The organism is Castellaniella sp., assembly GCF_049673105.1.
GTDB lineage: Bacteria > Pseudomonadota > Gammaproteobacteria > Burkholderiales > Burkholderiaceae_B > Castellaniella.
Genome location: NZ_JBATXG010000014.1, coordinates 93,085 through 119,693, shown reverse-complemented (window position 1 = coordinate 119,693; position 26,609 = coordinate 93,085). Strand labels below are relative to the sequence as shown.

The window sequence follows — 26,609 nt, the reverse complement described above, 5'->3', positions numbered from 1 at the left end:
TCGGCCTTCAACTGACGCTGCAAGATAGCCTGATTGTCACCATCGAGCTGGTCGAAGTTCAAACCAAAGCGTTCTTGCGCAGCCAGATCCAGCCAAGCCGTCAATTCACGATGCAGCCAGTCGGCCGTCCAGTCGGGCGCCTGATAGGCGCCATGTCCCAGGATCGACCCTACGGTCATCCCGCCCGCCGTCTGGTAAGCCACCTGACCGTCGAGGATCTGCTCCTCGGTCATGAGAACCTGACCGCTGGCCGTGGCGATCTGGCCCGGAATCGGGGGCGCCTGCTGGTAGACCTCCTTGCCCATCCATCCCAGGATGCCAAATGACACAACCAGGACGCCGATGAGCGTCCACCATAACTTCTTATACTCACCCATCCTGCGCTCCTTCAGCAGCCGATAGATTCGAGAACCAGCGCCGAAAGGCGCTCCCTTTTCACTTCATTTTCTATCAAGCAAAAACCGTGCCAACCGGAAAACATAGGGAAAACACTGATGTGGATCAAATAGGGTAAATCCTACCGTGGCGAAAAAGGTAAAAATGACCCTTTCATGGTTAAAATTACCATCATGGAAACCCAATTACTGATGGATCTGATGACCGATATGCCCGACGGCGTACGGTTGCAAAGGGCCGCCACCACCATCCGACAGGCGTTTGCCTGCGATGCCGTAGGCTTGCTGATGCTCGACAGCCACGACACCTTGCACCTGGTGGCCGCTTCCGGTCTGGCGCACGAGGCCCTGGGCCGCCGTTTCGTGGTCGGGCAACATCCCCGTTTCGCCGCGATCCTGTCACGCCAGACACCCACCTGGTTCGACCCGGACAGCGTACTGCCCGATCCCTACGACGGATTGCTGGACGATCGCAAAGGCTCTCCCCTGCCCGTGCACGACTGCCTGGGCATGCCGATTTATCATCAGGACCGACCCTGGGGCATCATGACCCTGGACGCCCTGACCACCGGCGCCTTTGACGAGGCCGCCCGCGCCAAACTGGAACCCCTGCGGCTGATCCTGCAAGCCGCTGTGCGCGTCACCGATCTCGAGCGCGAAAACCGCCGCCTGCGCCAACTGGGCACATCGCAGCAAGGCATCGAACATATCGGCGAAACGACCGAAATCCTGGGCCACAGCGAAGCCATCCAATCCTTGCTGAATGAATTGGACTTGGTCGCCGATTCCGATCTGCCGATCCTGCTGCTGGGGGAAACCGGAGTAGGAAAGGAATTGTTCGCCCGACGCCTGCACCGTCACTCACGCCGCAGCGGGCAGGCCATGATCCAGGTGAACTGCGCGGCATTGCCGGAATCTCTGGCGGAAAGCGAGCTGTTCGGCCACGTCAAAGGCGCGTTTTCGGGCGCAACGGCCGACCGCCCCGGGCGCTTTGAAGCCGCCCAAGGCGGCACTCTGTTCCTGGATGAAGTCGGCGAACTGCCGCTCAGTCTGCAGGCCAAGCTGCTGCGCGTGCTGCAGAACGGCGAAATCCAGCGCCTGGGAACGGACCAGACGATCAAAACCGATGTGCGCGTCATCGCGGCGACCAATCGCGACCTGAAGGCGAACACGCAAGCCGGCCTGTTCCGGGCCGATCTATACCACCGTCTATCTGTCTACCCCATCCCCATCCCGCCGCTGCGCGACCGTGACCGCGATGTCCTGATCCTGGCGGGTCATTTCCTGGAATTCAATCGGGCCCGCCTGGGTCTGCGCGGTGTGCGTCTGTCCTACGAGGCCGAACAAGCACTGCAACAATATCCCTGGCCGGGCAATGTGCGCGAACTCGAGCACGTGATCAGCCGGGCGGCGCTGAAGACGCTAAGCCGGGGCGCGTCGCGCGATCAGGTGCTGACCATCGAACCGGCGCTGCTGGACCTGGATATCCCCCCCGCCCCGGACAGCGCGGCGGCTACGCTCGCCGAGACCGCCCCTTCGACCACCGACGCCCCGGTGGTGCTGGACGAGATCCCGCCCTTGCGCACCACCGTCGACGACTGCCAACGCCATGCCATCCGCCAGGCCCTGATCGCCGCCGACAAAAACTGGGCCCAGGCCGCCAAGGCCCTGGATATCGACGCCAGCAACCTGCACAAACTGGCGAAACGGCTGGGCATGAAGAAACCTTTTTGATCTTCAGTCATCCAACTTACAATCGCAGCTCACAGACCGGGCAGCGGCGCTGACTTTCTAAAGGGACGACAACATTCATGGCATGGCAAGACATCCTGATCGACAGCGGCCTGTGGCTGGCCAAAGCGTATGCACTGACTGTTCTGGCGGGCATCGCCGCCGTCTGGGGACTGAAGCGATTCACCCGCTGGGGGGATCAGTTCTGGCGGCTGAGCGCGGATTTCTTTTCTCCCCGCCGTAACTGGCGGCCTCTGGCGGGCGTGGCCCTGATCCTGCTGCTGACGCTGGGAGCCGTGCGCCTGGACGTGCTGTTCTCCAATTGGTACAACACCATGTACAGCGCCCTGCAGGCCCTGAACGCACCGGGCTTCTGGGCCGCCATGCTGCTGTTCGCGCTGCTGGCCGCCGTGCACGTGGTGCGCTCCCTGTTCGACTTCTACGTGCAGCAGGCCTTTGTCGTGCACTGGCGACAGTGGCTGAATGAACGCCTGCTCAGCCGCTGGATGGAACAGCAAGCCTATTACCGGTCGCAGTCGCTCAGCCACCTGGCCGACAACCCGGACCAGCGTATCCAGCAGGACATCACCAACTTCGCCAACACATCCATGACGCTGGCCGTCGGCCTGATCAACGCCGTGGTATCCACCATCGCCTTTACCCTGATCCTGTGGAACCTGTCCGGACCCATGACCGTGCTGGGCTACGAGATCCCCCGCGCCATGGTATTCCTGGTCTTCATCTATGTCTTCCTGGCCACCCTGCTGGCCATCTGGATCGGCAAGCCGCTGATCCGCCTGAATTTCCTGAACGAAAAACTGAACGCCGACTACCGTTACGCCCTGGTGCGCGTGCGGGAATACGCCGAAAGCATCGCCTTTTACCGGGGCGAACGCGTGGAAGGCCGCACCCTGCGCCGCTGGTTTGCGGAAGTCATCGGCAACACCTGGGACATCATCTACCGGTCGCTGAAATTCCTGGGCTTCAACTTCGTCGTCACTCAGACCGCCGTCGTCTTCCCCTTCATCATTCAGGCGACGCGATTCTTTTCCAAGCAGATCAGCCTGGGCGACTTGATTCAGACCGCCCAGGCCTTCGGGCAACTGCAGACCAATCTGTCGTTCTTCCGCAATGTATACGACAGCTTCGCCACCTACCGCGCCACCCTGGACCGTCTGACCGGTTTTGACGCCACGATCGACACCGCCCGCCAGATGCAACTGCCGGATACCCGCCAGGATGGCGGTCGCCTGGCCCTGAAAGGCGTGACCGTACGGCGCCCCGACGGACACGCCTTGCTGAAAGATCTGAATATGGAAGTCGAGCCTGCCCACCCCGTACTGGTGCGCGGGCCATCGGGGTCGGGCAAGACGACGCTGCTGCGCACCATCGCCGGCATCTGGCCCTACGGATCCGGGGAAATCATCCGCCCGGACGCCGCATCGCTATTCCTGGCGCAAAAACCCTATCTGCCGCTGGGCACCCTGCGCCAGGCCCTGCACTACCCGCAGCCAGTCGAACAGACGCCCGCCGGTCGGGACGAGGCCATTCTGGACCTGGTGCAGCTGGGCCATCTGCGCGACCGCCTGGACGTCGAAGACGACTGGAGCCGCATCCTGTCGCTGGGCGAACAGCAGCGCCTGGCCTTTGGCCGCCTGCTGATCGCCCGCCCGGACGCCGCGTTCCTGGACGAGGCAACATCCGCCATGGACGAAGGCCTGGAGGACGCCATGTACCGCCTACTGCGCGAACAACTGCCCGCCACCCGGATCATCAGCGTCGGCCACCGCAGCACCCTGCGCCGCCATCACGGGGCAGAACTGGTACTGCAAGGCGAAGGCGGCGGCTGGCAGCTGCGAGCGATTACGGCGAACTGACAAGGACCCGCCTGCGGATGGACGCGGCCAAACGCACGCCCGAAGGCGGCGCGGGCCGCCCTCGGCGGGATCAACTACACTGGCGCCGCCCATTCGATCCTTTCTCATAGACAGCATCCATGACCGAATACTATTTTCCCATCAAGCATCTGCACGTCACCGCCGTCAGCCTGAGCATCATCCTGTTCGTCATCCGGGCCTACTGGTCCGTGACGGGTTCGGCGCTGCTGCAGACCCGGCTGGTGCGCATCCTGCCGCACGTCATCGATACCGTACTGCTGACCTGCGGGGTGATCCTGGCGGCCATGATCGGCCCGAACCAGCCCTGGATTCTGACCAAGATCGTGCTGCTGATCGCCTACATCGGCGTAGGCACCATCGCCATCAAGCGCGGTCGCACGACACGTGGGCGCCTGACGGCTACCCTGATCGCCATCGCGATCTTCGCCTATATCGTGGGCGTGGCCCTGACCAAGCATTCCGGTTCTTGGTTCTCGATGCTGTAAACCCGGCAGCCCCGCTGGGCGGGGCGGCGGGGGCGACTGATCACAGACTGCCCATCGCCCATTGAACCGCCAGGCTGCTGCAGGCCACCGCCACCCACACCCCCAAGCCCAGCAACAAAGGCCGTACCCCCGCCAAGGCCATGCGGCGCAGATCCGACGACAGGCCGATGGCGGTCAGCGCCATGATGATCAGGAACTGCGCCCCTTGATGCAAGGCAGCCAGCAGCGATTCCGGGATCAGCCCGGTGGACCGGGCGCCCGAGGCGGCCAGAAACCACAGAATGAACCAGGGAAAAATCTGCGCCAGCGAGACGCGGGTTTCGGCATGGCGCGCCCGCCACGCCGTCCACAAGGCCATTCCGACACACACGGGAATGATCAAGGTCGCGCGCGTCAGCTTGACGATGGTGGCCACGTCGCCCGCGGCGGTGCTGTAGCTGTAGCCGGCAGCGACCACGGACGAGGTATCGTTGATGGCCGTGCCTGCCCACAAGCCAAAGCCGGCGTCGCTCAGGCCCATCCAATGCCCCAGCGGCGGGAACACGAGCACCGCCACGACGTTGAACAGGAAGATCGTGGAAATCGCCAAGGCGGTATCGTGCTCATCGGGCTTGATGATGGGGGCCACCGCCGCGATGGCGGAGCCCCCGCAGATCGCGGTCCCGACCCCGATCAGGGTGCGCAGGTGGCCGGTCAGCCCCAACCAGCGCCCCAACAGGCAAGCCGCGACAAAGGCCGTCAGCAAGGTCACCAGCGTCACCGCCAGCGACGACGCCCCGGTCTGCACCACCTGCCCCAGACTGAGCCCGAAACCCAGGCCGATGATGGACCATTTCAGGATCTGGCGGCTGCTGTAACCGATGCCCGGCACGAATACCGCGGAAACGCCCAGCAGATTGCGCCACGCCATGCCCAGCAAAATGCCCATGACCGGCCCGCCGATCAGGGGAAACCAGCGCCCCAACTGCCAGGCCGCCAGCGCCAACCCGCCCGACAGCACAATCCCATACCAACGCGACGGCGCGCGCGGCCTGTCGCCGGCCATATCCGGCGCTGCCGCCCCGGCGGCGGGCAGAGAATGGGGAACGGCGGAAATCGGCAACATACACAAACCATCGGAAGGCAGAGACAGGTCCGCATTCTAGAGGGCGCTAATCAATCAATAAAGTCAACAATAGTGACTACACATATAAATAAAATTGATTGATCGGGGGCGGCGCCCTACAATATCCCCTGCCTGTGAGCGTGGGAATCCACCGTCATGATCGGACTCAGCATCCGTCAATTAGAAATTTTCGATGCCGTGGCCGCCACCGGCAGCGTGCGCCGCGCTGCCGAGCAACTGCATCTGACGCAGCCGGCGGTCAGCATGGCGCTGGCGGAACTGGAACGACAACTGGGCAGCACGCTGTTCGACCGCGAGCGCGGTCGCCTGCACCTGAACGCCCAGGGGGCCGAACAGTTGCCCCTGGCCCGAGAAATCCTGGAACGGCTGCAGGACATGCAGCGCCGCCACCCCGATACACAGGGAAAGCTGACGGGCGCCTTGCGCGTGGGTGCCAGCAATACGGTGGGCAATTATCTGGTCGGGGAACTTCTGGGTCCCATTGTGGCCCAACACCCCATGGTGGCACTACATCTGACGGTAGACAACACCCGGGCGATCGCCGACATGCTGCTGGACCACACCATCGACATCGCCTGCGTCGAAGGCCCGGTCCATCACGCGCGGCTGGAAACCCTGCCCTGGCGCAGCGATGCGCTGGTCGTGTGCGCAGCCCCGTCGCATCCGCTGGCGCAGCGAACCCGGCTGAAGGCCCAGGATTTCGCCGGCGCCCCCTGGATTCTGCGGGAACGCGGCTCGGCCACTCGCGCCCTCAGCGAACAAGCGCTGACCGCGCTGCCGCCAGGCCGCATCCTGCTGGAACTGGGCCAGATCGAGGCCATCAAACAAGCGGTGATTGCCGGGCTGGGCATCGCCTGCCTGCCCTACGCAGCCACCCTGGACGCGGTGGCGACCGGTCGCTTGCGCGTGCTGCGCACGCCCTTCCTGAATCTGGACCGGCGCCTGTCCATCGTGCTGCACCGCAGCCGCTATCGCGGTACGCTGATCGAAGCATTCCTGCACTCTCTAAAGGCCGACATCCATGTCCAAGACTGAATCCCGCATCCAGGCAGCCCACGAAGCCTACGCCGCCCGCGCCCTGGTGCTGCAAGGCGGCGGCGCCCTGGGGGCTTACCAGGCCGGCGTCTACCAGGGCCTGAACGAGGCAGGCATCCGGCTGACCGACCTGGCCGGCATTTCCATCGGCGCACTGAACGCCGCCATCATTGCCGGCAACCCTCTGGAAAAACGCGTCGAACGGCTACAGGAATTCTGGGACCTGATCTGCCAACCCTATGTCGGCCCAGGGACCAACGCCCTGATGGAACAAGGCCTGTTCCAGATCAACGATCTGGCCCGCCAGTTTTTGGGGGCGATGCATGCCGGCAGCGCGCTGCTGGTCGGGCAAAAGGGCTTTTTTCGGCCCCGCTTTCCCCCTGCCGCCCTGGCGGCCAGCCTGGACCCCTGCAACGTAGGTCACTACGATACCCGCCCCCTCAAGGACACCCTGGAATCCCTGTGTGATTTCGACCGGATCAACGATGGCGGCCTGCATGTCTCGGTGGGGGCGGTGAACGTGCGCACGGGCAATTTCACCTATTTCGACAATCGCAAGACCCGCCTACGAGCGGAACACTTCATGGCCTCGGGCGCTTTGCCGCCGGCCTTTCCCGCCATCGAAATCGACGGCGAATACTACTGGGACGGCGGACTGGTTTCCAATACGCCCCTGGCCCATGTGCTGCAACAGCGCCCGGAACGCGACACCCTCGTCTTTCAGGTGGATCTCTGGTCGGCGCGCGGCCCCGTGCCGCACAGCATCAACGAAGTGGGCGATCGCATCCAGGACATCCGTTATTCCAGCCGGACGCGGATGGTGACCGAGGAAATGCGGGCGCAGCGGAAAATGCAGCAACTGCTGCGGCAGGTGCTGGATCAGGTACCTGAAGCACAGCGACAGAAAGACCCCGCCTGCCGCCAGGCGTCGGAACTAGCCAGTGGCGCCCGCAGCAACGTCATCCACCTGATCTACCGCGATAAATCCTACGAGCAGCATTTCCGGGATTTCCAGTTCGGGCCGGCGACCATGCGCGAGCACTGGGCGGGCGGTCTGCAGGACATCCACGACACGTTGTCGCATCCGCACTACCTGGCCATGCCCGACAACAGCGCCGGGTTCATCACGCACGACGTGCACCGCGACGAAATCGAGGAAAGCATGGGCGGGTCCAAAGGCTGAAGACCCGCTCTCTGCTTACGCCCTGCTGGGGCGCGCCTGAGACGGCGCACCGGCAGGTTCGCGAGGGCGCCGGCCCAGCACCACGGCGGCAGCCGCCACCAGCACCGTGCCCGCCACCTGCAGCAGGGTGATCGGCTCGCCCAGGAATGCCCAGGCCAGAAACAAGATGGACACAGGCCCCAACAGACCCAACTGGGCGGTCAGGGGCGCCCCGATGCGAGCCACCGACCACATGATCATGAAAGTCGGCATGACGGTATTGACCGTTGCATGAATCAGGGACAAACCGTAGACGGGCCAGGCTTGATCCAGACCCGCCACGCCCTTGGCCAAAAAGAAGTGCGTCATCGTCACCCCGGCGGAAACCGTCATGGCGTAAGCCACCAGCCGTGTGGCCGTGACCCGCTCGATCAGCTCTCCCGAGCCGATCAGATAGAGGGCATAAGAAAAAGCGGCCCCCAGCACACAGACCGAGCCCAGGATGACGTTGTCGCCCGCCAGAGACAGATCGGCCCAGAACACCAGGGCGACCCCGGCATAGGCCAGCGCCATCGCCAGCCATTGTTGCGGCGAAATGGTTTTGCCCAGGAACCAGGCCGAGATCAGCAACACGAAAGTCGGCGCCAGAAACAGGATCAAGCGCTCCAGGCCTGCCGATATATATTGCAAACCCAGGAAATCCAGGAAACTGGACAGGTAGTAACCGATGAAACCCAGGATGAAGATGCGCACCCCGTCAGGCCAGCGCAAACGGGGAATCAGCCCCCGCCGGGCAAGGCGGGCCTGATACAGGCCCACCGCAGCAAAAAACGGCAGCGCCAGCAGCATGCGAAAACCAATCACGTCCAGCGCATCCACGCCATGCTGATACAGTAACTTGGCAACAATCGCCTTGGCGGAAAACAGCACCGCCCCCAACCCCGCCAGCACAAACCCTGTCCAAAACAGGCGGCGCGAAATCTCCGGCATAATTAGTTGCCTAGTCAGATATTGATGGGGTAGAATTTTAACATGCAAGACCCGCTCAGTTCATTCACCCGCCCCCCGGATCCGGCGCCTGCCGCCAGCTCGCCCTCTTGCTTTTATAGCGACAGCCCTAGCGATCTGACTGCGGACCGCAATGTGGGGCTGCTGATCAAGCATCTGCACGTTCTGCTGCATCGGGTGATCGACCTGCGCACCCAGCCTCTGGGATTGACCGCCAACCAATGGCGCCCGCTGATGCTGGTCCTGCACAAACATATCGACACCCCGGCTGAACTGGCCCGCACCATGAGCGTGGACACCGGCGCCATGACCCGCATGCTGGATCGCCTGGAAGCAAAAGGCTTCGTCCAGCGTGACCGCATTCCCGAAGACCGCCGGGTCGTGAAAATCATTCTGACCGATGCCGGCCACGCCGTTGCGATCCAGATCCTGCCCATTATTTCCGACGCGCTCAATCTGCATCTACAGGGCTTTTCCGAAGACGAAACCCGCATGCTGCTGGCTTTGCTGAAGCGCATGATCCAGAACGGCGAACAGATCCTGCAGCAGGACAGCAGCGCTTCCGCCCCCTGAATCCACCCCCGTCTTACCGATGCCAGTCTCATCATTCTCCGCATTTGGCTATATAATTGCCTAGTCAGATATAGACCATATCAACTACTTTCAGCTTCTTGTCAGCATGAAATTTTTCACCCCCCTGCTGCTGGTTCTGGCCCTGTCGGCCTGCGCTCCCATGGATCCCGGCGCGCCCGCTGTTCAGACCCTGAGCGGCGAAAGCCTGGCTCTGCAGGCCGACCCGAATCTGGCCTGGCCTCGACACGACTGGTGGACCCGCTACCAGGACCCGCAGCTGAACCACCTGGTCGACCAGGCGCTGCAGTCCAACCCATCCCTGCAAGCGGCGGCGGCCAGGGTGCGCGCCGCGCAAGCCGCCATGCGCGGCGCGCGCGCCGTGCAATGGCCCCAGATCAATGCCAACTACCACCTGACTCGCGAACGGCTCAGCGAAAACTACATCTACCCGCCCCCGCTGGGAGGCTCCTACCAGAGCGACACAGGCCTGGGACTGCAGCTGGACTTCAATCTGGATCTGTGGGGCAAGCAAAGCGCCTTGGCCACCGCCGCCGGGCATCGCGCCGCCGCCGCCCAGGCATCCAGCCAGCAAGCCCGCACCTTGCTGGTGTCAGCCGTCGCGCAAAGCTATTTTCAACAGCAAAACGCCCAGGCCCAGGCGGCTGCCATCGAATCCATCGTCGGCAAGCTGCAAGAAGCCCTGGACATCACACGCGACCGTTACCAGAACGGCCTGGGCATCCAGGTGGATGTGGATCAGGCGGATTCCGCCGTGTCTTCCGCCCAGGTGCAGCTCAGCCAGGCCCGCAACAACGCCGCCCTGCTCAGCCATCAGCTGGCCGCCTTGCTGGGGGTGTCGCCCGAACAGCTGCCCGCATTACCCATACAGGCGCAGCAGGCCCTGCCCCAAGGCGTCCCGGAACACATGCCCCTGGCCCTGCTGGGGCGCCGCCCCGACATCGTGGCCGCCCGTCTGCAGGCACAAGCCGCCGGGGCGGAGGTCTCTGCCGCCAAGGCCGATTTCCTGCCCAACGTGAATCTGTCCGCCGCGGCCGGCTTCCTATCCCTGGGCATGGACAAACTGGTGCGCAGCAGCAGCGAGAACACCAGCGCCGGACCGGTGATTACCTTGCCGATTTTCCACGCCGGCGCTCTGAATGCCCAGTTGGCCGGCCAACGAGCCGCCCGCGACGAAGCCATCGCGCAATACAACGAAACCGTCCTGGGCGCCCTGCGCGAGGTCGCGGATGCCAGCGCCTCGATCCGGGCGCTACAGGAACAGATTCGTCACCAGGAAGCCAGCCTGAAAGCCATCACCTCCGCCTACGACGTCGCGCTGGACCGCTATAAGGCGGGCCTGGGCAATTTCGTGCAGGTGCTGCTGGCCCAAAGCGAAGCGCTGAAACAGACCGTGCAGACCACGGACCTGCACGCCCGCGCCTATGTGCTGGACGTACAACTGGCCACCGCGCTGGGTGGCGGCTACGAGCCGGCGCCGGCCCAGGCAAACGCGACTCATCCGTCTTCGACCCCCATCGACTGAACCACCACACGCATCATGACCGCAACCAGCACTCAAGCCCGCCCCATCCGCAAACGCCTGATGTGGGCCACCACCGGCGTCTTCATCCTGATCGGCCTGCTGTACGGGATCTGGTGGATGATCTTCGCCTCGCATTACGAATCCACCGACGACGCCTATGTGCACGGCAATCTGGTGTCGGTCAGCGCCCAGATCCCCGGCACGGTCGTGTCCATCGGCGCGGACGAGACCCAGACCGTCGCCCAGGGCAGTCTGCTGGTGACGCTGGACCATAGCGATACCAGCATCACGCTCGCCCAGGCCGAAGCCGCCCTGGCCCAGACCGTGCGCCACACACAGACGCTGTTCGTGCAGAACGACGCCCTGGCTGCGGATGTCGCCGTCGGCCAAGCCAACGTCGAACAGGCTGACACCCTGCTGCACAAGGCGGACAACGACTTGCAGCGGCGCAATGCCCTACGCGGATCGGGCGGTGTCAGCGGCGAAGAACTGTTGCACGCTCAGGTGGCGGTCAAATCCGCCCAGGCCGGCCTGGCCCAGGCTCGCGCCGGGCTGGCCGTGGCCAAAGCCAAGCTGGCCACCAATCAGGCCCTGACTCAGGGCAGCACCGTCGCCACGCACCCGGACGTCCTGCAAGCCGCCGATCAGGTCCGTCAGGCCTGGCTGGCTCAGGCGCGCACCCGCGTGCTGGCTCCGGTGGGCGGCATGATCGCGCAGCGTTCCGTGCAACTGGGCCAGCGCATCCAGCCCGGCACGCCGCTGATGACCGTCGTGCCGCTGCAAAGCCTGTGGGTCGAGGCCAATTTCAAGGAAAACCAGTTGCGCGCCATGCAAGCGGGCCAGAAAGCCACGCTGGTCTCCGACCTGTACGGCAGCGCAGTCACCTACCACGGCACGGTGGTCGGCGTATCCGCGGGCAGCGGCGGCGCCTTCGCCCTGCTGCCGGCCCAGAACGCCAGCGGCAACTGGATCAAAGTCATCCAGCGCGTGCCCGTGCGTATTGCGCTGGACCCCCAAGATCTGCAGGACCATCCCTTGCGTGTGGGCCTGTCCATGACGGTGGATGTCGATCTGTCCTCTGCCCCGGACCAGACCGCCCCCAGCGCACCGGCGACTGACTTGAGCACCCCGGTCTACGATCATGAACCCGCCGAGGTCGACGCCCTGATTCGGCGCATCATCCAGGAAAACCAGACTGCATCATGAGCACCGCCGCATTGGATGACGGCGCAGCGCCGACCGCGCCCGCCCAGCCGCCCGAAGGCGGCCACCCGCCGCTGGAAGGCAGCGCCCGCGTCTTGGGCACGATCGCCGTGTCAGCAGCCGTCTTCATGAACGTGCTGGATTCGTCGATCGCCAACGTGTCGATCCCGACGATCGCAGGCGACCTGGGCGTCAGCACCACCCAGGGCACCTGGGTGATCACGTCCTTCGCCGTGGCCAACGCCATCACTGTCCCCCTGACCGGCTGGCTGACCCAGCGCTTCGGCCAGGTGCGCCTGTTCGTTCTGGCTACACTGCTGTTCGTCCTGACGTCCTGGCTGTGCGGCTTCGCCTGGTCCTTCGAATCGCTGGTGTTCTTCCGCGTGCTGCAGGGCGCGGTCGCCGGGCCGATGATTCCGCTGTCCCAATCGCTGATGCTGGCCAGCTATCCCCGGGCCAAAGCCGGCATGGCGCTGGCCTTGTGGTCGATGACGATCCTGGTGGGGCCGATTGCCGGGCCGCTGCTGGGCGGCTGGATTTCCGACAACTACGCCTGGTCCTGGATCTTCTACATCAACGTGCCCATCGGCCTGCTGGCCGCCTGGGCGTCGTGGCAGGTGTACAAAGCCCGCGACTCGCGGCGCTACAAGCTGCCCATCGACCGCATGGGCCTGTTTTTGCTGGTAGTCTGGGTCGGCGCCCTGCAAATCATGCTGGACAAGGGCAAGGACCTGGACTGGTTCGCCAGCCCGCTGATCTGCATCCTGGCCGTCATTTCGGTCATCACCTTTGTCTACTTCGTCATCTGGGAATTGACGGCGGCCCACCCCGTCGTGGATCTGACCCTGTTCGCCCAGCGCAATTTCACGTCCGGCACCATCGCCCTGTCGATCGCCTACGGCGTGTTCTTCGGCACGGTGGTGCTGCTGCCCCTGTGGCTGCAGAACACCATGGGCTACACCGCCACCTGGGCGGGCGTGGCCGCCGCGCCGGTGGGCATCCTGGCCATCATCCTGTCGCCCGTGGTAGGCAAGATGCTGGCCCGCCACGATCCGCGCATCATCGCCACCGTGGCCTTTCTGATCTTTTCCCTGATCAGCTACATGCGGGCGCAATACAACACCAATGTGGATCTGTTCGGCGTCATGCTGCCGACTTTCATCCAAGGGGCGGCGATGGCGACGTTCTTCATCCCGCTGACGACGATTTCATTGTCCGGCCTGCGCCCGGACCGCATTCCCGCAGCCGCCGGCCTGACGAATTTCTTTCGCCTGGTCTGCGGCGCCTTCGGCACGTCCATCACCACGACGATATGGGACGACCGCGCCATCCTGCACCATGCCCGCCTGACCGAAGCCGCCCGCCCCGGCGAACCGGCTTTCGATCACATCATGGGCGGCATGCAGAACCTGGGCATCGACCAGTTGCACGGCGCCGCCCTGCTCGACCGGATCATCAACCAGCAGGCCTACACCATGTCGGCCACCGATTTCTTCTACGCATCGGCCTTCATCTTCCTGATCCTGATCGGATTGATCTGGCTGGCCCGTCCGAAGACAGCGGACCACGGCGGCGGGGCTGCGGCCGGGGCGCATTAAATCACCCCATCCACATACAACCAGCGTCCCCCCTCGCGCACGAAACGGCTGACTTCGTGCAGGCGGGACGCGCGACCATGGGCCCGAACCCGCGCCACGAATTCTACGGTTTCATGGTCCGCATCCTGCCGATCATGGCGACGCACTTCCAACCCCAGCCACTTCGTGCCGGGTTCATTGGGCGCCAGCACGGCAGGCCGCGTGTCAGGGTGCCAAGTCTGCAACACATAATCGAGGTCATCCAGCACATAGGCGCTGTAGCGCGAGCGCATCAGGACCTGCGCGTCGGGCGCCTGCAGATGCAGCGCCCCATGATGCCAGCGACCGCAACAGGCCTGATAGGCAGCCGGCAAGCCGCAGGGACAAGCGAAGGAATCAGGGGTAGGCATGCTCATCTTGGAATGATTGCTTGACCGACGCCTCGTAGACCCAACCGCCTATGGTCAGAAGCAGTGGATGCCCCATCGGCAGGAGGACACGCCGCACCATTAATCGACCAGCGCAGTGCCTGAGCCCAGCGCGACCAAGCGAAGCGCATTTCTAAGGTTTTCTTTCATGAGCTTGCTCACGGCCTTCGCGGTGTCCGCATCGCGAGGATGCGCAAGGCAGGTGAGCAGCCTTTCGATATCGCCATCGGTCAACGCTACTTGGTGCTGATCCGAGCCATCCGTCCCGTTCGAAACCCAGGTGGTGATCTGAACGGCCAGCCGCCCTTGGCCGTCAATCTGTGTTTCTGCTTGCCCAGGAAATTTTGCGCGCAAATCCCCCGCTTTCCCTGCCGACGATTTTTCAGTTTTGTTGATTTTCATGGCGCTCTCATCTCTAACATGACGTTGGCTGATTCTAAGCCCACCTTTGCGCAAAAATCCCTCGAGGAAAACCATGAACACCATCCAGTACATGCTGAGCGGTGGCGGCAGTATTATCTGACCGTCGTCACGGCACGAGAGCGATGCCTGACGACGTTTCTGCAAGACCGACCATCTGGAGCCGAGCACGAGCAGGCGACGGGACTACTGGGACTGCGCAGCGGCGGAGTCCTTAATGCCTCGGTTCAGCATGTGGTCAAGGGTACCAGCCACCAGATCCTGCCATACAGCCGAATCGCGCAAGCTGGCAGGAAACAGGCCGTTCAACTGCATCAGCCCTTGCGACAGAGCCGTGGCATCCAGACCACTATCTCGCACGACTGCCAGAATCTCGGATTCCCGCGGATCGCGCAGCGCATAGGACACCCCCGCATCCGTCACACCCCGGCAGTATCGCATCCAGGCCGCTACCGCAAACGCAAAAGGCCGGACATCGCAGGCGGCCAATGGCCGGATAACCCGGCTGTGCCTTGCGTTTGAGATCGTCCAGAATGTCCTGTCCGTGATCCGGGCGAAAAGGGATCGAACAGTCCTTGCGGCCAGCAGCGCGCCGACGCTGTTCTTCCTGCAAGGCTGCATCGATCAGGACAACCATATTCGTATCGCCCGTCAGATGCTCGGCCTCGTGGAATGAGCCGAACAGCACATCCTATGACGTGCCGGCGCCCTCGCATGCGGCAGTCCGCGAACACGGGCACGAACACACCAAACGCTGCCGCGTTGGCAAACTGAAGCTTATGCACAGCGAACAGCAACCGGTCCCCGCATCGTCACAGATGCAATATCGGTGTGCGCACACTGAAACAAATCGCACACGGCAGTCATCCAACTGCTAGGCATCCAAGCATGGCGCACGCGAGTCCATGCCGAACGGCGCATCGACTGCTGCAGCAGCGCGTCAGTTGATCGTATCCGCTGGGATACCCGGACCTAAAAAAGGAGACACGTCTTGAAACCCATTATTGCCGCGAACAAACCTATCGCGGTCGAACTGAAAGCCGGCCAGGAATACTATTGGTGCCGCTGTGGTCGCTCGAAGAATCAGCCTTTCTGTGACGGTTCGCACCGAGGCACCGGATTCACGCCACTGGCCTTCATCGCAGAGAAGAATGGAGAAGCCTGGCTGTGCCGCTGCAAGCAAACCAAAGACGCGCCCTTTTGCGATGGGCATCACACCAAGGTGCCCGATGCCATGGTGGGCAAGGCATTCTCTCTGGAGGATGCCACCGCCACAGAACCGTCGGCAACGGCTACCCCGACGGCCTCCGACCCGGCGCCAGAAGTCTCACAGACTCCTGAAGAACCAACCGTCGCGTTCATCCATCGCCTGGCGCGCGAAGGCCTGAGCAAAATGGGCCGTTACGGAGAGATGGCTGCGATGGGCGTCCCCCGCAGCCAACTGCCTGACTGGAACGACATCCAGTTCATGACGGCGCAGCTGGCCTGTCAACCCCTGATGGAGGGTGTGCCGGTGGGCACACAGTTGATCATCGGTCCGGACACCAAGAAACCGCTACAACTCGACATCCCTCTGCTAGTCAGCGACATGAGCTTCGGGGCACTGTCCGAAGAAGCCAAAATCGCCCTGGCCAAAGGGGCGGAACTTGCCGGGACAGGCATTTGTTCCGGCGAAGGGGGGATGTTGCCCGAGGTGCAACAAGTCAACCATCGCTACCTGTACGAATACGCATCGGCCGAATTTGGCTATCACGAATCTCTCCTGCCTCTGGTGCAGGCCTTTCATTTCAAATGCGGTCAATCCGCCAAGACAGGTACAGGGGGGCACCTGCCTGGTCGAAAAGTGACTGGTCGCATCGCTGAAATCCGCCATCTGCCCGAAGGCCAGGATGCGGATTCGCCACCCACGTTCCGCGATCTGCACACCGTCGACGATTTCGCTCGCTTCGCCAATCACGTACGCGAGATCACCGGGGGCATCCCTATCGGGTTCAAACTCAGCGCCCAGCATATCGAGCGGGATATTGCATTCGCCGTCAAAGCCGGCGCAGACTACATCATCTTGGATGGTCGCGGCGGCGGAACGGGGGACGCCCCCCTCATGTTCCGGGACCACATCTCGGTACCCACCATCCCGGCTCTGGCCCGCGCCCGCCATTGTCTTGATCAGTTGAAAGCCAGTGGGCGCGTCACGCTGATCATCACAGGCGGTCTGCGAACTCATACTGACTTTGCCAAAGCGCTGGCGCTGGGAGCCGATGGTGTCGCACTGGCCAATGCTGCGATGCAGGCCATCGGCTGTATCGCAGCCCGTATTTGCCACACCAATCTATGCCCAACCGGCATCGCGACGCAGGACCCGCAACTGCGCAAGCGCCTGAATGTAGAGGTATCCGCTCAACGCCTGGCCACTTTCTTCGAGGCCAGCACCGATTTGATGCGCATCTTGGCGCGCGCCTGCGGGCACAATCATCTCGATCAGTTCCAGAAAGACAATCTTGCAAGCTGGCATAGATCGCTGGCCGAACTAGCCGGCATAGAATGGTCTGGATTCATGCCGGATCGATAAAAAGGGATGTATTGAAAGATTATTGGGCCGCTGCACACAGCTGCGGACGACGGGTGTCATGGTCGACCGCTCAGCAGTTGCCCTTTTTGGCTTGCCCTGGAGGGCAGAACCCACCGTGCCCATAGCCCGGAGCCGGATCCACAACCACAGATCCACGTGGCGTATACACCGCACAGGCCGAAAGCATGGCAACCATCGCGCAAACCAAAAATAGCCTTTTCATGACAACCTCTCTTGTAGCGCCGCCATTTTCCATCAAGATACTGAAAAATGAATGACAGGGCGTAACCTTCCGCTGACGCCCGACTTACCCGCATTCACGATGGACTACGCAAGGAACCCCGTGGCTGTTGAGCTTGGCCGACTGCACCAGGCTCATGAATCACCCCACATACAGGCAAAGAAAAAGGACCTAGATTTTCATCTAAGTCCTTGAATTTCTTGGCTCCCCGACCAGGGCTCGAACCTGGGACCTGCGGATTAACAGTCCGTCGCTCTACCGACTGAGCTATCGGGGAATTGCAAAGAAGCGAAACTATAGCATAATTTTTTGCGGCCGCACAAGAACCGCCATTTTACGCATTCAAGGCAGGCGCATCAGGATCGGCACACCGGCCTTGCGCAGGCATCCCGAGGTCACGCTGCCCAGCAAAGCGGTTTCCAGGGCGTCGTGGCGACGCGTCACCATCGCCAAGATGACGTCACTGCGGCGGGCCACATGATCGGCAATCGCCTGCACCGGCTCGCCGTGCAGCACATCCCAGTCAACGCTGACGCCGTGCTGTTTGGCAAGCGCGGAGGCCTGAGTATGCACATAGCCGGATTCCAGTCCAGGGATTTCACGGCTGGGTTCATCGCCTACCTGCGCGGCAATGACGGGCTGGATCGCACTGACGACTTCCAGACCGGCGCCGGCCCAGTGAGCAAACCGGGCTGCGTCGTGGGCCATGGCTTCCGGCAGGGCGCTGCCATCCAGGGGCACCACGACGCTGCGCAGTTTGACCGGCTCGCGGACCGGTGTGCCAGCCCCGGTCGGGCGATACACAAGCACCGGTCCGCCGGCGCCGCGCACGACACGCTGAGCCACGCTGCCGAGCATGAATTCCATCAGGCCGGACCGCCCGCGCGAGGTCATGGCCAGCAAGGTTGCCGGCTCTTGGGCGGCTTGTTTCAGAATCGCCTGGGCGGCATCGCCCGTATCCAGCACACACCGGCTGCCGGCGCCATAGCGGGACGCCAGGGCGCCCAGATAGTCCTGTGCCTTTTCTTCATCGGACGCCTTGTCCACAATGCGCAGCAGTGTCAGTTCCGTGCCATGCACACTCGCCAAGCCAGCTGCATAGGGAATCACCTCTTCCGAAAATGGCGACCCATCGAGCGGTACCAGAATACGTTTGTACATAGCGATCACTCCAGAAGGCGTTATTGAGAGGTCATGGCGCAGCGTGTGCTGCGCATCCAGCACAGTATAAGTTGACCGGACATGAACGCCCTATGCCCAGCCGCGCTGATTCTTGCGGAAAAGCAAAACTCAGGAGCAAATCACGGCAAAAGGCCAGGCCATCACATGTCCTGTGACGCGCACTTACTTCGCGTAGCGCCCTTGCCCTTTCCAGGCATTCAGCGATGTTACGCTTTCAGTTCCGGCAATACGGTGTGTCAGCCCCCTCCAATCGGGACCCACGACACCGAGCCATCGCGAAGGACGCTGATGGAGCGCCATATTCACGACAAACCGACCGCACGCGAGTCCCTGGCGATCCATTACGCCAAGGCCATGGGCATCGTCATGGTGGTCATCGGTCATTATCACGGGTCGCTCTTTGACTTCTATCGACCGTACACCTTCCACATGCCGCTGTTCTTCTTCATCGGCGGGCTGCTGCTGGATCCGCGCACCAGTGCGCGGAAGTTCTACACGGGGATCGCCAGAAAACACGTGCTGTATGCGATCTCGACCTACCTGGTGATCGGGTCGCTGGCGGTCCTGTTCAGAAACGGCCTGGGCGCCGACATCCAGGGCGATCCGTTCAACGGCTCGATCCACGACATCCTGCTCGCCAACTACGAGTCGAACTTCGAGCAGAACACCTATTTTCTCGTCCTCTGGTTTATCGTCTGTTACGCGGTGACGTCGTCCGCCTGGTTTCCGATCATCAAGGCGACGCAGGCATGGAGGCTCTCGTCCGGCGTGTATATCCTGGCGATTCTGGCGCTGGGATACCTGGGGACCGAGATCTTCGCAGGCCGCTTCCAGGCCGGCAGGGACATCAACGACAACTACCTGAGCCAGTTCTGCGTCGCCTCGGCCTTCTATCTGGCCGGCTATGTGATCAGACCGTTCCTGTGGCGGTCCTTGAGCCTGTACGGATTCATCGCCGCGTTCTTCATCATGTACGTTTCCTCGCAGATCGGCTTCAACCACACGGTCGTCATGGCCTGGAGCAAATACCCCGACGGGTTTGTCATGTCGTTCATCAGGATCTGCTGCGGCATCTATTCGACGTTCTACCTGGCGTGGGTGCTATCCAGCGAAAGAATGGAACTGTTCGAGGCCGCCGGCAGGGAATCCAAGGCGATCATGAGCTATCACCTGATCGGCTATCTGTTCCTGGACCTGGCCTTCCACACACTGGGGCTCTACGACATCCGGAACGCCGCGCCGTTGGACCATTTCAGCAGCCCGGTATTTTCCCCGCTGTATATCATCCTGCCCACGCTGATTCCGGTCGCCTGCGCGATCTACTACCGGAAAGCAAAGGCCGGGATCGTCAGGCGCCTCGCGCCGGGCTAGAGCCTACCGTCCCCGCATCTGATCGATCAGCCGGCGATCCCGCTTGGTTGGCCGGCCAGCGTTTAAGTCCTGGGCGGGTTCCGGTGCCAGGCGGCGCTGTTCCGCCGCCCGTTCGCGAGCCGCGATGCTGTCGGCAGTTTCCTGATACAGCAGCGCAGCCTGGGGCGCCGGGCCGCGCACGCCGCTGATCGCGCGGATATCGACCTCGATGTCCAGACCGGTTTTGCGCACCCGCACGCGATCACCCACGGCGACTTCACGGGCGGGTTTGGCGACGACCTGATCATTGAGTTGAATGCGACCTGCGCCGATCTCATGCGCCGCCAGACTGCGGGTCTTGTAGAAGCGGGCGGCCCACAGCCATTTGTCGAGCCGGATCTTGTCCATGCGGTTTCCTTGCTGCTGCCAGGATGACACGATAGGGGATCAGGCGGGCCGGGGCAAGACGCCATCGACCAGGAAGTCGTCCAGAGAGCAGCTCACCACCGATTGGGCGGCCAGGGGCTTGAAGGAGACTTCGCGTTCGCGCAGTTCGCACAGCCAGGCTGCCTGGGTCAAGGGCTTGACGCCCGCCAGCGCCTGATGGGTGAACAAGCCGACGCAGGGCTGATGCGCTGGATCGCGGGCGGATGCGTATTCAAAAGCCTGAACGCCCGCTCCGCGCATTTCCGCCCCGAGTTGCTGGGTGGCGGCGTAATCGGACGGATGCATCAGCAGCGCACTGAAACGATCGAACGGCGGCGCCTGCAACATCAGGCCTTGATCCGTCCGGTACCCTGCGGTGAACAAAGTATGCTGGGTGATCAGCACGTCCTTGGGGGCCGGCCCCGTCATGGACTGACGAAAGACGAAACGGTAATAGGCGGACTCAGCCAACGTGGTCTGCTGACTCAGACCGCCATACAGCAGGCCGGGCTCGTGCCGGGCCCCGAAACGCGACCCCCAGGGCAGAGGCGGGTACCGGAAAGGCGATCGCAGCAGGTAATGACAGCGGTCGCTGCCTGCAGGCCAAGGGGGCTTGGAGGTTTCCAGCAGGGCTTCCAGGACAGCCTGTTCTTCCAGCGTATCGACATAGGCCAGGGTGGCGATCTGTTCCTGGCTTTCGACCAGCCGGTGCAAGATGCCCCGGAGAGGCTGGATCTGATCCGGGCCGTCGCATTCCGCCCAGATCAAATCTTGCCCCGCAGGGCATCGACGAAGCGCAGCACCGTCATCAACCCTTGAATGGTGCGAATCTGTTCGGCAGGCACCCCACCCGTGACCGTATTGGGTGACTGCATGAAATGCCGGATCCATTCGGCATCCCCCCCGGTCAGCGCAAACAAGGCCCGCGCCACCCGGATCAGCAATAGCGCGATTTCGCCTTGTTTGGAGTCGGGATCCAGGGACTGGGCTGTTTTCATGCGGCTGACCGCCGTGCGATGCATGCCCAGGACCGCCGCCAATTGAGCCTGGCGCAAGCCCAGCTGATCACCGGCCCGCAGCACGGCCTTGGCCAGGACGGCATCCGGGGCCGGAGAAGTCTTGAGCAGTGCAGTCATGGCGCCTCCCGCGTTGGAAATATAGTGCTATATGCACAATTATCTTATAAAAGTGCATTTATAACAATACAGACAAATACCGGAACTTACGACAAGCTGAACGGTCCAACATTATTCATTTCCCCACTCGGAGTCATTGCCTATGAAATGCCCCGCCTGCCCGGATACGAATCTGTCCATGTCCTCGCGTCAGAATATCGAAATCGACTACTGCCCCAATTGCCGAGGCGTCTGGCTGGATCGTGGCGAGCTCGACAAGCTGATCGAGCGCAGCGTCAGCGAATCGGCGCCCGCAGCCCGGCCCGCCGCCCCCCAGGGACATGCGCAGCAGCCCCGCTACGAAGATTCCCGCCGGCATGACGGCTATCGAAAGCACAAGTCGTTCTGGCACGAGATCTTCGACTAGGCAGTCCCTGATCGGTGGCGGCGTTCCGCCATCGTGCGCCGCAGCGAAGGACTATGATGGGTTCATCGGATTCCCGGACCAAGGCGATGTCACCCATCTACACCATCGGCCATTCCACCCATGATCTGCCCGCCTTCGCGGCCCTGTTGCAGGCATCCGGAATCGAACGGCTGGTGGACATCCGCACCGTGCCACGGTCGCGCACCAATCCGCAGTTCAACCGCGAAACCCTGCCCGGCTCGCTGGCCCCCTACGGCATCGATTACGAACATCTGGACGCGCTGGGCGGGTTGCGCGGCAAATCGAAAATCACGCCGCCCGAAACCAACGGTTTCTGGGAAAACGACAGTTTCCACCACTACGCCGACTATGCCCTGACGGATGCATTCCACCAAGGCCTGGACATCCTGATCAACCGGGCTCAGGTCCAGCGCTGCGCCATCATGTGCTCGGAGGCCGTCTGGTGGCGCTGCCACCGGCGCATCATCAGCGACTATCTGATCGCCCGGGAAATCCCGGTCCTGCACATCATGGGACTCAACCATGTCGACGCGGCCAGCCTGACACATGGCGCCGTCATCCAGCCGGACGGCAGCGTGCTGTATCCCCCTGCCAATCAGGCTGCCGACTGAAAAGCACTGGCCGCGGCAGCGTCCAGAGCGGACAAAGGCTTGATCCCGCCACCGCCCCAGAGCGCACTGGCGCCGCTCGTTCAACCAGCCGTCAACATGGTAAACATTCATGTCGCCCGAGAACCATTTCGCCGGACCATGATCTGAGCATCATGGCAGATCAATCTGCCTGCCTGGATGCAAGGTGCATCCAGATACTCTCTGGAGTCCCTGTCATGACGACACGTTCCCGCATTGCCTACCTGGCGGCCTGCTCGGCAGCTGTTCTTGGCCTCGCCACGGCTGCGCCTGTTTTCGCGGCCAATACCGCAAGCACGCCCGCTCAAACCGCGGCCCCGGCGACTGCGAAACAGGCCCCGGCTCATAAGGCTCAGACGCAACACAAAGCCAAAAAAGCCCACCCGTCCGTCAAACATCACACCATGCCGAAAACCGCATCCTGAACTCATCACAGTCTTCTGATCGGCTCTATTCAACGCCGCAGCATCCCGCTGCGGCGTTTTTCATATAGATTTTGGATACACTGAATCTCTTTAGACTTCACCGTTCGGACTGAAGCCGCATGCATCTGCAACGCCACACCCTGCACAACGAGCTGCACGCCAGACCTTCGATGTATTTCGACGCGCCGGCACAGGTCTTTCACCTGGCCTTTCTGGACGAAGACGATGCCGCGCAGACCATCATCCGCACCTTGTGCGACCGCCATGTCGCCCTGGCCGACCCTTCCCTGCCCCAAGGCGAATTTCCAGTCGGTGACGCGCGCCTGAAATGGGAACGGCACACGGAATTCCTGACACTCACCCTGGTCAGCCCCGGTGCGGCCCACAGTCCCTGGCCTGCTTTACCCGCGGTGCTGGCCGAGGTCGCCGAGACCCACAGCGAGCTGCTCATCAATGCCGACCAGATCTGCGTGGAATCGGAAGCATCCTGGCGCGGCGATCTGGCCGCCTATGGCTTCCATGACCCGGTCGGATCGGAACTGGACGATGGCAAGGCCACCGTCTGGAGCGACCTGCGTCTGAACGGCAACGGATTGAACCGCATGCTGGTGCTCAACCGCCAGCTGGATGGTCGTCGCCTCGGCCGGATGGCACGACGGCTGCTGGAAATCGAAACCTATCGCCTGATGGCATCGCTGACCCTGCCGCTGGCGCGATCGCTGGGCAGCGAATTGCGGCAATATGAAGCCGAACTGGTGGCGCTGTCGGACGACAACGCCCGGACCGAGGCCGACGACATCCGGGCGCTGCTCAAACGCATCACGCGGCTGTCGGCCCGCGTGACCCAGACCCAGACCCGCACCCGCCTGCGCTTCAGCGCCACCGAAGCCTATGCCCAACTGGTGTTCGAACGCATTGCCGAGCTGCACGAAAGCCGCACCGGCGACTGCCAGCAGCTGGGCACCTTCATCGCCCAGCGCTTCCGCCCGACGGTGCGCTACTGCGAATCCACCGATCAGCGCCTGACGCGCATCGGCAGCGCCGTGGCGCATCTGGGCAATCTGCTGCAGGCGCGGGTGCAGGTCGAAATGGAAGAGCAAAACAGCCAGATCCTGCAAAGTCTGAGTACCCGCGCCGATACCCAGATCAAGATCCAAAGAGCGGTCGAGGGCCTGTCCATCATCGCCATCAGCTACTATCTGTTCAGCCTGTTCAAACTGTTGTACCAGGGGATCCTGACGTTGGGCTTTGACTGGTCGCCGCAGACCGCTTTGCTCAGCAGCATGCCGGTCGCAGCCATCATCATCGGCGCCATCGCCCACCGGATCCGCAACGCCCGGCGACACTGACCAAAAAGTCACACCAACATCCATGCATACCAATACACTCCATTTCCGCAGCTTTCTGCTGCTGCTGGCCGCCGTTTCGATTGCGTTCATCAGTGTCCTGATGCCGTTTTACGCCGCCATTTTCTGGGGTGGCGTACTGGCGGTGATCTTCAACCCGCTGCACCGCTGGCTGCTGCGCCTGCTGGGCGGACAGCGCCCTGGCCTGGCATCCTTCCTGACGGTGCTGTGCATCACTCTGATGGTGATTCTGCCGCTGCTGTTCATCGCCGGCGCCCTGGCCAACGAAGTCGCCGGCCTGTACACCCGAATCAATTCCGGGCAGCTGAACTTAGGCCAGTACTACGAACAGATCGTTGCCGCCCTGCCCCCTTCGGTCCACGGTTGGCTGGATTCCTTCGGGGTGGGCGATCTGCTCAGCATCCGCGAAAAACTGTCCACCGGCGCCCTGCAGGCCAGTCAGTTCCTGGCCAAGCAAGCCGTCAATATCGGGCAGAACACATTTCAGTTCGTGGTCGGACTGGGTGTGATGCTGTATCTGCTGTTCTTCCTGCTGCGCGACAGCGCAAAGCTCGCACCGGCGTTCATGCAGCTTGTCCCGCTGCACGAAGACCATCGGCACAAGCTTTTTCAGAAATTCGCCACCGTAGTGCGAGCCACCGTCAAGGGCAATATCGTGATCGCCGCCACCCAGGGTCTGCTGGGCGGCCTGATGTTCACCTTTCTGGACATCCAGGGCGCGCTGTTCTGGGGAGTGCTGATGGCCTTTCTGTCGTTGCTGCCCGCCGTGGGGGCATCGCTGATCTGGGTGCCGGTGGCCGTGTACTTCCTGGTGACCGGCGCCTGGTGGCAGGGCATCACGCTGACCGTGTTCGGCGTCACGGTGATCGGCCTGATCGACAATCTGCTGCGCCCCATCCTGGTGGGAAAAGATACCAAGATGCCGGACTATGTCGTGCTGATTTCCACCCTGGGCGGCCTGTCGGTGTTCGGCCTGAACGGCTTTGTCATCGGCCCGCTGTTTGCGGCGTTGTTCATGGCCTGCTGGGGGCTTTTCCCCGATGCGTTGGCCATGATCCAAAACGGCAGCCAACAGGACAAGACCCCAGTTGCGCCCCACAGCGCGGCGTCGGACCAGGATTGAACGCCAGCGGCCCGCGCGGAAAATATCCGCCAGAGGGCCGCAGCCTGCTGCCCGGTGTCAGGACAGCAGGATCGCGACATTCACGACCAGCGCCGCCGCCCAGATCAGCGAGCGCATCGTCCCGCGCCCCAGGATGTACGCCGCGACGAACAGCACCCGCAGCGCGATCCAGACACCCATCAGGCCGGCCAGCCGGTCGACGGCCACATCCGCATACAGGGCATACAGCACCGCTGCGTAAAAGAAGGGCAGACCTTCGAACAGATTGGCCTGGGCGGCGTTGGCCCGCGCCCGCCAGCCTTGCTGGGATGCCAGCCAGGGCCGGGGATTGTCGTTATCGAAGCGTGTGCCGCCCGCCTTGGCTGCGATGGCGGCAGCATAGGGCAGCGCAGCGGCGGCGATCATCAGGCCCGGAATCAGGTTCATGGAGTCCATCCTTTTATTCAAAAAATTCCATGTATAATAGCTGGCTTTGGTGGGGTATGGTCCTGCCAGACTGTGGCGCTTTGACGTCATAGGATGACGCTTTAAGCGTCATGGCCGGCTTAGCTCAGTTGGTAGAGCAGCGCATTCGTAATGCGAAGGTCGGGGGTTCGACTCCTCTAGCCGGCACCATTCCCATCATGTCAATCAAGCCCTTTGCGATCCATCGCCTGGGGCTTTTTTGTTTGGTGATGACTTCAGCCCGGTACTTCGCTGGACTGCGCCGACCTCACCGACCTTCACCCCATCAACAAACGTTATTTCATGCTGCCCATCTCGCGGTCGGATTCCGCGCCCTCGAGCATCAGCGTGGTTTCCTCAATACATGCGAAACGCCCCTCGGCATCCAGTTCCGCGAATAGATACACTTCTTGCACGACCCTGGAGCCATCGCGCTTGACTACATACACACGGTGGCGGTCCGCATAACGGTTGCCATCGCGCAGTTCGTCCAGGATCTCGATGCGGGCCGAGGCCGTCACTTCGCGCAGTTTGCGCGCATGCTGCGCGAAGGCGTCGCGGTCGGCCCATTGTCCGTTGGTACGCTGCCTGAAATCGGGGCCGAAATGGCGAGTGAGCACATCTTCCAAGGGGCGTTGCTGCTGGTTGAGGAGATCGTCCAAGGCTGAGCGGATATTAGTGATTTGCATATTGTGTCTTTCTGACT

Annotated in this window: 27 protein-coding genes, 2 tRNA genes and 1 pseudogene; 16 read left to right on the top strand and 14 right to left on the bottom strand. The window is 62.4% G+C overall.

The features are described from left to right. Positions 1-377: pseudogene (locus WBF69_RS05225) on the bottom strand (nitric-oxide reductase large subunit); the annotation flags it as partial. A 174-nt stretch (positions 378-551) separates the two neighbouring features. Between WBF69_RS05225 and norR the strand changes: the two are divergent. The 3 genes from norR (at position 552) to WBF69_RS05210 (ending at position 4,509) form a co-directional block, all read left to right on the top strand. Continuing rightward, positions 552-2,129, top strand: coding sequence for a nitric oxide reductase transcriptional regulator NorR (gene norR / locus WBF69_RS05220; RefSeq protein ID WP_424261913.1), 1,578 nt, complete (start codon positions 552-554; stop codon positions 2,127-2,129). Between the two features lie 77 nt (positions 2,130-2,206). Beyond that, the gene (locus WBF69_RS05215) at positions 2,207-4,003 is read left to right on the top strand and encodes an ABC transporter ATP-binding protein/permease (protein WP_424261911.1); all 1,797 of its coding nucleotides are present in this window, start codon (positions 2,207-2,209) and stop codon (positions 4,001-4,003) included. A 119-nt stretch (positions 4,004-4,122) separates the two neighbouring features. Further along, positions 4,123-4,509 carry a SirB2 family protein gene (locus WBF69_RS05210; protein WP_424261909.1) on the top strand — a complete coding sequence of 129 codons (387 nt, stop codon included), beginning with the start codon at positions 4,123-4,125 and terminating at the stop codon, positions 4,507-4,509. Between the two features lie 40 nt (positions 4,510-4,549). Here the strand turns inward: WBF69_RS05210 and WBF69_RS05205 are convergent, their stop codons facing one another. After that, positions 4,550-5,614, bottom strand: coding sequence for a YeiH family protein (locus tag WBF69_RS05205; RefSeq protein WP_424261908.1), 1,065 nt, complete (start codon positions 5,612-5,614; stop codon positions 4,550-4,552). 156 nt (positions 5,615-5,770) lie between these two features. Between WBF69_RS05205 and WBF69_RS05200 the strand changes: the two genes are divergently transcribed. Together WBF69_RS05200 and WBF69_RS05195 are read left to right on the top strand one after the other, a co-directional pair. Then, a complete protein-coding gene (locus tag WBF69_RS05200; RefSeq protein ID WP_424261906.1) occupies positions 5,771-6,670 on the top strand; it encodes a LysR family transcriptional regulator in 900 nt (299 codons plus the stop codon). Beyond that, on the top strand, positions 6,657-7,853 hold the full coding sequence (locus WBF69_RS05195; RefSeq protein ID WP_424261904.1) for a DUF3734 domain-containing protein: 1,197 nt from the start codon (positions 6,657-6,659) through the stop codon (positions 7,851-7,853). The genes WBF69_RS05200 and WBF69_RS05195 overlap by 14 nt, the downstream gene beginning before the upstream one ends. 15 nt (positions 7,854-7,868) lie before the next feature. Here WBF69_RS05195 and WBF69_RS05190 read toward each other — a convergent pair whose 3' ends face one another. Then, positions 7,869-8,822, bottom strand: coding sequence for a DMT family transporter (locus tag WBF69_RS05190; RefSeq protein ID WP_424261902.1), 954 nt, complete (start codon positions 8,820-8,822; stop codon positions 7,869-7,871). A 42-nt stretch (positions 8,823-8,864) separates the two neighbouring features. Here WBF69_RS05190 and WBF69_RS05185 point away from each other — a divergent pair, with 42 nt between their 5' ends. The 4 genes from WBF69_RS05185 (at position 8,865) to WBF69_RS05170 (ending at position 13,757) form a co-directional block, all read left to right on the top strand. Next, entirely contained in the window at positions 8,865-9,413 is a 549-nt protein-coding gene (locus WBF69_RS05185; protein WP_424261900.1) for a MarR family winged helix-turn-helix transcriptional regulator, read from the top strand. Positions 9,414-9,519: 106 nt separating this feature from the next. After that, on the top strand, positions 9,520-10,956 hold the full coding sequence (locus tag WBF69_RS05180; RefSeq protein ID WP_424261898.1) for an efflux transporter outer membrane subunit: 1,437 nt from the start codon (positions 9,520-9,522) through the stop codon (positions 10,954-10,956). A gap of 15 nt (positions 10,957-10,971) precedes the next feature. After that, positions 10,972-12,162, top strand: coding sequence for an HlyD family efflux transporter periplasmic adaptor subunit (locus WBF69_RS05175; protein ID WP_424261896.1), 1,191 nt, complete (start codon positions 10,972-10,974; stop codon positions 12,160-12,162). Next, positions 12,159-13,757 (top strand): DHA2 family efflux MFS transporter permease subunit, encoded by a 1,599-nt coding sequence (locus WBF69_RS05170; RefSeq protein WP_424261894.1) that lies wholly within the window; start codon positions 12,159-12,161, stop codon positions 13,755-13,757. Before WBF69_RS05175 ends, WBF69_RS05170 begins: the two co-directional genes overlap by 4 nt. Here WBF69_RS05170 and WBF69_RS05165 read toward each other — a convergent pair. The 4 genes from WBF69_RS05165 to WBF69_RS05150 form a co-directional block, all read right to left on the bottom strand. Then, positions 13,754-14,146, bottom strand: coding sequence for a YchJ family protein (locus WBF69_RS05165; protein WP_424261927.1), 393 nt, complete (start codon positions 14,144-14,146; stop codon positions 13,754-13,756). The genes WBF69_RS05170 and WBF69_RS05165 overlap by 4 nt on opposite strands. Before the next feature lie 99 nt (positions 14,147-14,245). Next, positions 14,246-14,566, bottom strand: a complete 321-nt coding sequence (locus WBF69_RS05160; protein ID WP_424261892.1) for a hypothetical protein — start codon at positions 14,564-14,566, stop codon at positions 14,246-14,248. A gap of 204 nt (positions 14,567-14,770) precedes the next feature. Next, on the bottom strand, positions 14,771-15,025 hold the full coding sequence (locus WBF69_RS05155) for a hypothetical protein (protein WP_424261929.1): 255 nt from the start codon (positions 15,023-15,025) through the stop codon (positions 14,771-14,773). Next, positions 14,934-15,272, bottom strand: coding sequence for a mannonate dehydratase (locus WBF69_RS05150; protein ID WP_424261890.1), 339 nt, complete (start codon positions 15,270-15,272; stop codon positions 14,934-14,936). The genes WBF69_RS05155 and WBF69_RS05150 overlap by 92 nt, the downstream gene beginning before the upstream one ends. Before the next feature lie 303 nt (positions 15,273-15,575). On the opposite strand from WBF69_RS05150, the gene WBF69_RS05145 reads away from it, so the two are divergent. Next, positions 15,576-17,153: a glutamate synthase-related protein gene (locus tag WBF69_RS05145; RefSeq protein WP_424261888.1), complete on the top strand. Its 1,578-nt coding sequence runs from the start codon at positions 15,576-15,578 to the stop codon at positions 17,151-17,153. A 442-nt stretch (positions 17,154-17,595) separates the two neighbouring features. On the opposite strand, the gene WBF69_RS05140 is transcribed toward WBF69_RS05145, so the two are convergent. Continuing rightward, positions 17,596-17,671 (bottom strand) — tRNA-Asn (locus WBF69_RS05140). A 65-nt stretch (positions 17,672-17,736) separates the two neighbouring features. Then, positions 17,737-18,555, bottom strand: a complete 819-nt coding sequence (locus tag WBF69_RS05135) for a universal stress protein (RefSeq protein ID WP_424261886.1) — start codon at positions 18,553-18,555, stop codon at positions 17,737-17,739. Positions 18,556-18,864: 309 nt separating this feature from the next. Between WBF69_RS05135 and WBF69_RS05130 the strand changes: the two genes are divergently transcribed. Beyond that, complete coding sequence (locus WBF69_RS05130; RefSeq protein ID WP_424261884.1) at positions 18,865-19,947, top strand: acyltransferase family protein; 1,083 nt, start codon at positions 18,865-18,867, stop codon at positions 19,945-19,947. A gap of 3 nt (positions 19,948-19,950) precedes the next feature. On the opposite strand, the gene WBF69_RS05125 is transcribed toward WBF69_RS05130, so the two are convergent. From WBF69_RS05125 to WBF69_RS05115, 3 genes are read right to left on the bottom strand one after another with little or no spacing between them, the layout of a single operon-like run. Next, positions 19,951-20,334 (bottom strand): RNA-binding S4 domain-containing protein, encoded by a 384-nt coding sequence (locus WBF69_RS05125; protein ID WP_424261882.1) that lies wholly within the window; start codon positions 20,332-20,334, stop codon positions 19,951-19,953. A gap of 39 nt (positions 20,335-20,373) precedes the next feature. After that, positions 20,374-21,120 carry an RES family NAD+ phosphorylase gene (locus WBF69_RS05120; RefSeq protein WP_424261880.1) on the bottom strand — a complete coding sequence of 249 codons (747 nt, stop codon included), beginning with the start codon at positions 21,118-21,120 and terminating at the stop codon, positions 20,374-20,376. Further along, positions 21,117-21,488, bottom strand: coding sequence for an MbcA/ParS/Xre antitoxin family protein (locus tag WBF69_RS05115; RefSeq protein ID WP_424261878.1), 372 nt, complete (start codon positions 21,486-21,488; stop codon positions 21,117-21,119). Before WBF69_RS05115 ends, WBF69_RS05120 begins: the two co-directional genes overlap by 4 nt. Positions 21,489-21,630: 142 nt before the next feature. On the opposite strand from WBF69_RS05115, the gene WBF69_RS05110 reads away from it, so the two are divergent. From WBF69_RS05110 to WBF69_RS05095, 4 genes are all read left to right on the top strand, one after another. Then, complete coding sequence (locus tag WBF69_RS05110) at positions 21,631-21,894, top strand: zf-TFIIB domain-containing protein (protein WP_424261876.1); 264 nt, start codon at positions 21,631-21,633, stop codon at positions 21,892-21,894. Positions 21,895-21,980: 86 nt separating this feature from the next. After that, a complete protein-coding gene (locus tag WBF69_RS05105; protein WP_424261874.1) occupies positions 21,981-22,526 on the top strand; it encodes a DUF488 family protein in 546 nt (181 codons plus the stop codon). A 562-nt stretch (positions 22,527-23,088) separates the two neighbouring features. Continuing rightward, entirely contained in the window at positions 23,089-24,318 is a 1,230-nt protein-coding gene (locus tag WBF69_RS05100) for a DUF3422 domain-containing protein (RefSeq protein ID WP_424261872.1), read from the top strand. A 22-nt stretch (positions 24,319-24,340) separates the two neighbouring features. Then, the gene (locus WBF69_RS05095; RefSeq protein WP_424261870.1) at positions 24,341-25,459 is read left to right on the top strand and encodes an AI-2E family transporter; all 1,119 of its coding nucleotides are present in this window, start codon (positions 24,341-24,343) and stop codon (positions 25,457-25,459) included. Positions 25,460-25,516: 57 nt separating this feature from the next. Here WBF69_RS05095 and WBF69_RS05090 read toward each other — a convergent pair whose 3' ends face one another. Then, complete coding sequence (locus tag WBF69_RS05090) at positions 25,517-25,885, bottom strand: MAPEG family protein (RefSeq protein ID WP_424261868.1); 369 nt, start codon at positions 25,883-25,885, stop codon at positions 25,517-25,519. Positions 25,886-25,998: 113 nt separating this feature from the next. Here WBF69_RS05090 and WBF69_RS05085 point away from each other — a divergent pair. Continuing rightward, a tRNA-Thr gene (locus tag WBF69_RS05085) sits at positions 25,999-26,074 on the top strand. Positions 26,075-26,199: 125 nt separating this feature from the next. Here the strand turns inward: WBF69_RS05085 and WBF69_RS05080 are convergent. Next, positions 26,200-26,592, bottom strand: coding sequence for a nuclear transport factor 2 family protein (locus WBF69_RS05080; RefSeq protein WP_424261866.1), 393 nt, complete (start codon positions 26,590-26,592; stop codon positions 26,200-26,202). Positions 26,593-26,609 lie beyond the last annotated feature (17 nt).

Bases quoted from the DNA above. Each gene is read 5' to 3' on its own strand.
- norR (WP_424261913.1), top strand. From the start codon at position 552: ATGGTTAAAATTACCATCATGGAAACCCAATTACTGATGGATCTGATG.
- WBF69_RS05215 (WP_424261911.1), top strand. From the start codon at position 2,207: ATGGCATGGCAAGACATCCTGATCGACAGCGGCCTGTGGCTGGCCAAA.
- WBF69_RS05210 (WP_424261909.1), top strand. From the start codon at position 4,123: ATGACCGAATACTATTTTCCCATCAAGCATCTGCACGTCACCGCCGTC.
- WBF69_RS05205 (WP_424261908.1), bottom strand. From the start codon at position 5,614: ATGTTGCCGATTTCCGCCGTTCCCCATTCTCTGCCCGCCGCCGGGGCG.
- WBF69_RS05200 (WP_424261906.1), top strand. From the start codon at position 5,771: ATGATCGGACTCAGCATCCGTCAATTAGAAATTTTCGATGCCGTGGCC.
- WBF69_RS05195 (WP_424261904.1), top strand. From the start codon at position 6,657: ATGTCCAAGACTGAATCCCGCATCCAGGCAGCCCACGAAGCCTACGCC.
- WBF69_RS05190 (WP_424261902.1), bottom strand. From the start codon at position 8,822: ATGCCGGAGATTTCGCGCCGCCTGTTTTGGACAGGGTTTGTGCTGGCG.
- WBF69_RS05185 (WP_424261900.1), top strand. From the start codon at position 8,865: ATGCAAGACCCGCTCAGTTCATTCACCCGCCCCCCGGATCCGGCGCCT.
- WBF69_RS05180 (WP_424261898.1), top strand. From the start codon at position 9,520: ATGAAATTTTTCACCCCCCTGCTGCTGGTTCTGGCCCTGTCGGCCTGC.
- WBF69_RS05175 (WP_424261896.1), top strand. From the start codon at position 10,972: ATGACCGCAACCAGCACTCAAGCCCGCCCCATCCGCAAACGCCTGATG.
- WBF69_RS05170 (WP_424261894.1), top strand. From the start codon at position 12,159: ATGAGCACCGCCGCATTGGATGACGGCGCAGCGCCGACCGCGCCCGCC.
- WBF69_RS05165 (WP_424261927.1), bottom strand. From the start codon at position 14,146: ATGCCTACCCCTGATTCCTTCGCTTGTCCCTGCGGCTTGCCGGCTGCC.
- WBF69_RS05160 (WP_424261892.1), bottom strand. From the start codon at position 14,566: ATGAAAATCAACAAAACTGAAAAATCGTCGGCAGGGAAAGCGGGGGAT.
- WBF69_RS05155 (WP_424261929.1), bottom strand. From the start codon at position 15,025: ATGCGATACTGCCGGGGTGTGACGGATGCGGGGGTGTCCTATGCGCTG.
- WBF69_RS05135 (WP_424261886.1), bottom strand. From the start codon at position 18,555: ATGTACAAACGTATTCTGGTACCGCTCGATGGGTCGCCATTTTCGGAA.
- WBF69_RS05130 (WP_424261884.1), top strand. From the start codon at position 18,865: ATGGAGCGCCATATTCACGACAAACCGACCGCACGCGAGTCCCTGGCG.
- WBF69_RS05125 (WP_424261882.1), bottom strand. From the start codon at position 20,334: ATGGACAAGATCCGGCTCGACAAATGGCTGTGGGCCGCCCGCTTCTAC.
- WBF69_RS05115 (WP_424261878.1), bottom strand. From the start codon at position 21,488: ATGACTGCACTGCTCAAGACTTCTCCGGCCCCGGATGCCGTCCTGGCC.
- WBF69_RS05110 (WP_424261876.1), top strand. From the start codon at position 21,631: ATGAAATGCCCCGCCTGCCCGGATACGAATCTGTCCATGTCCTCGCGT.
- WBF69_RS05105 (WP_424261874.1), top strand. From the start codon at position 21,981: ATGTCACCCATCTACACCATCGGCCATTCCACCCATGATCTGCCCGCC.
- WBF69_RS05100 (WP_424261872.1), top strand. From the start codon at position 23,089: ATGCATCTGCAACGCCACACCCTGCACAACGAGCTGCACGCCAGACCT.
- WBF69_RS05095 (WP_424261870.1), top strand. From the start codon at position 24,341: ATGCATACCAATACACTCCATTTCCGCAGCTTTCTGCTGCTGCTGGCC.
- WBF69_RS05090 (WP_424261868.1), bottom strand. From the start codon at position 25,885: ATGAACCTGATTCCGGGCCTGATGATCGCCGCCGCTGCGCTGCCCTAT.
- WBF69_RS05080 (WP_424261866.1), bottom strand. From the start codon at position 26,592: ATGCAAATCACTAATATCCGCTCAGCCTTGGACGATCTCCTCAACCAG.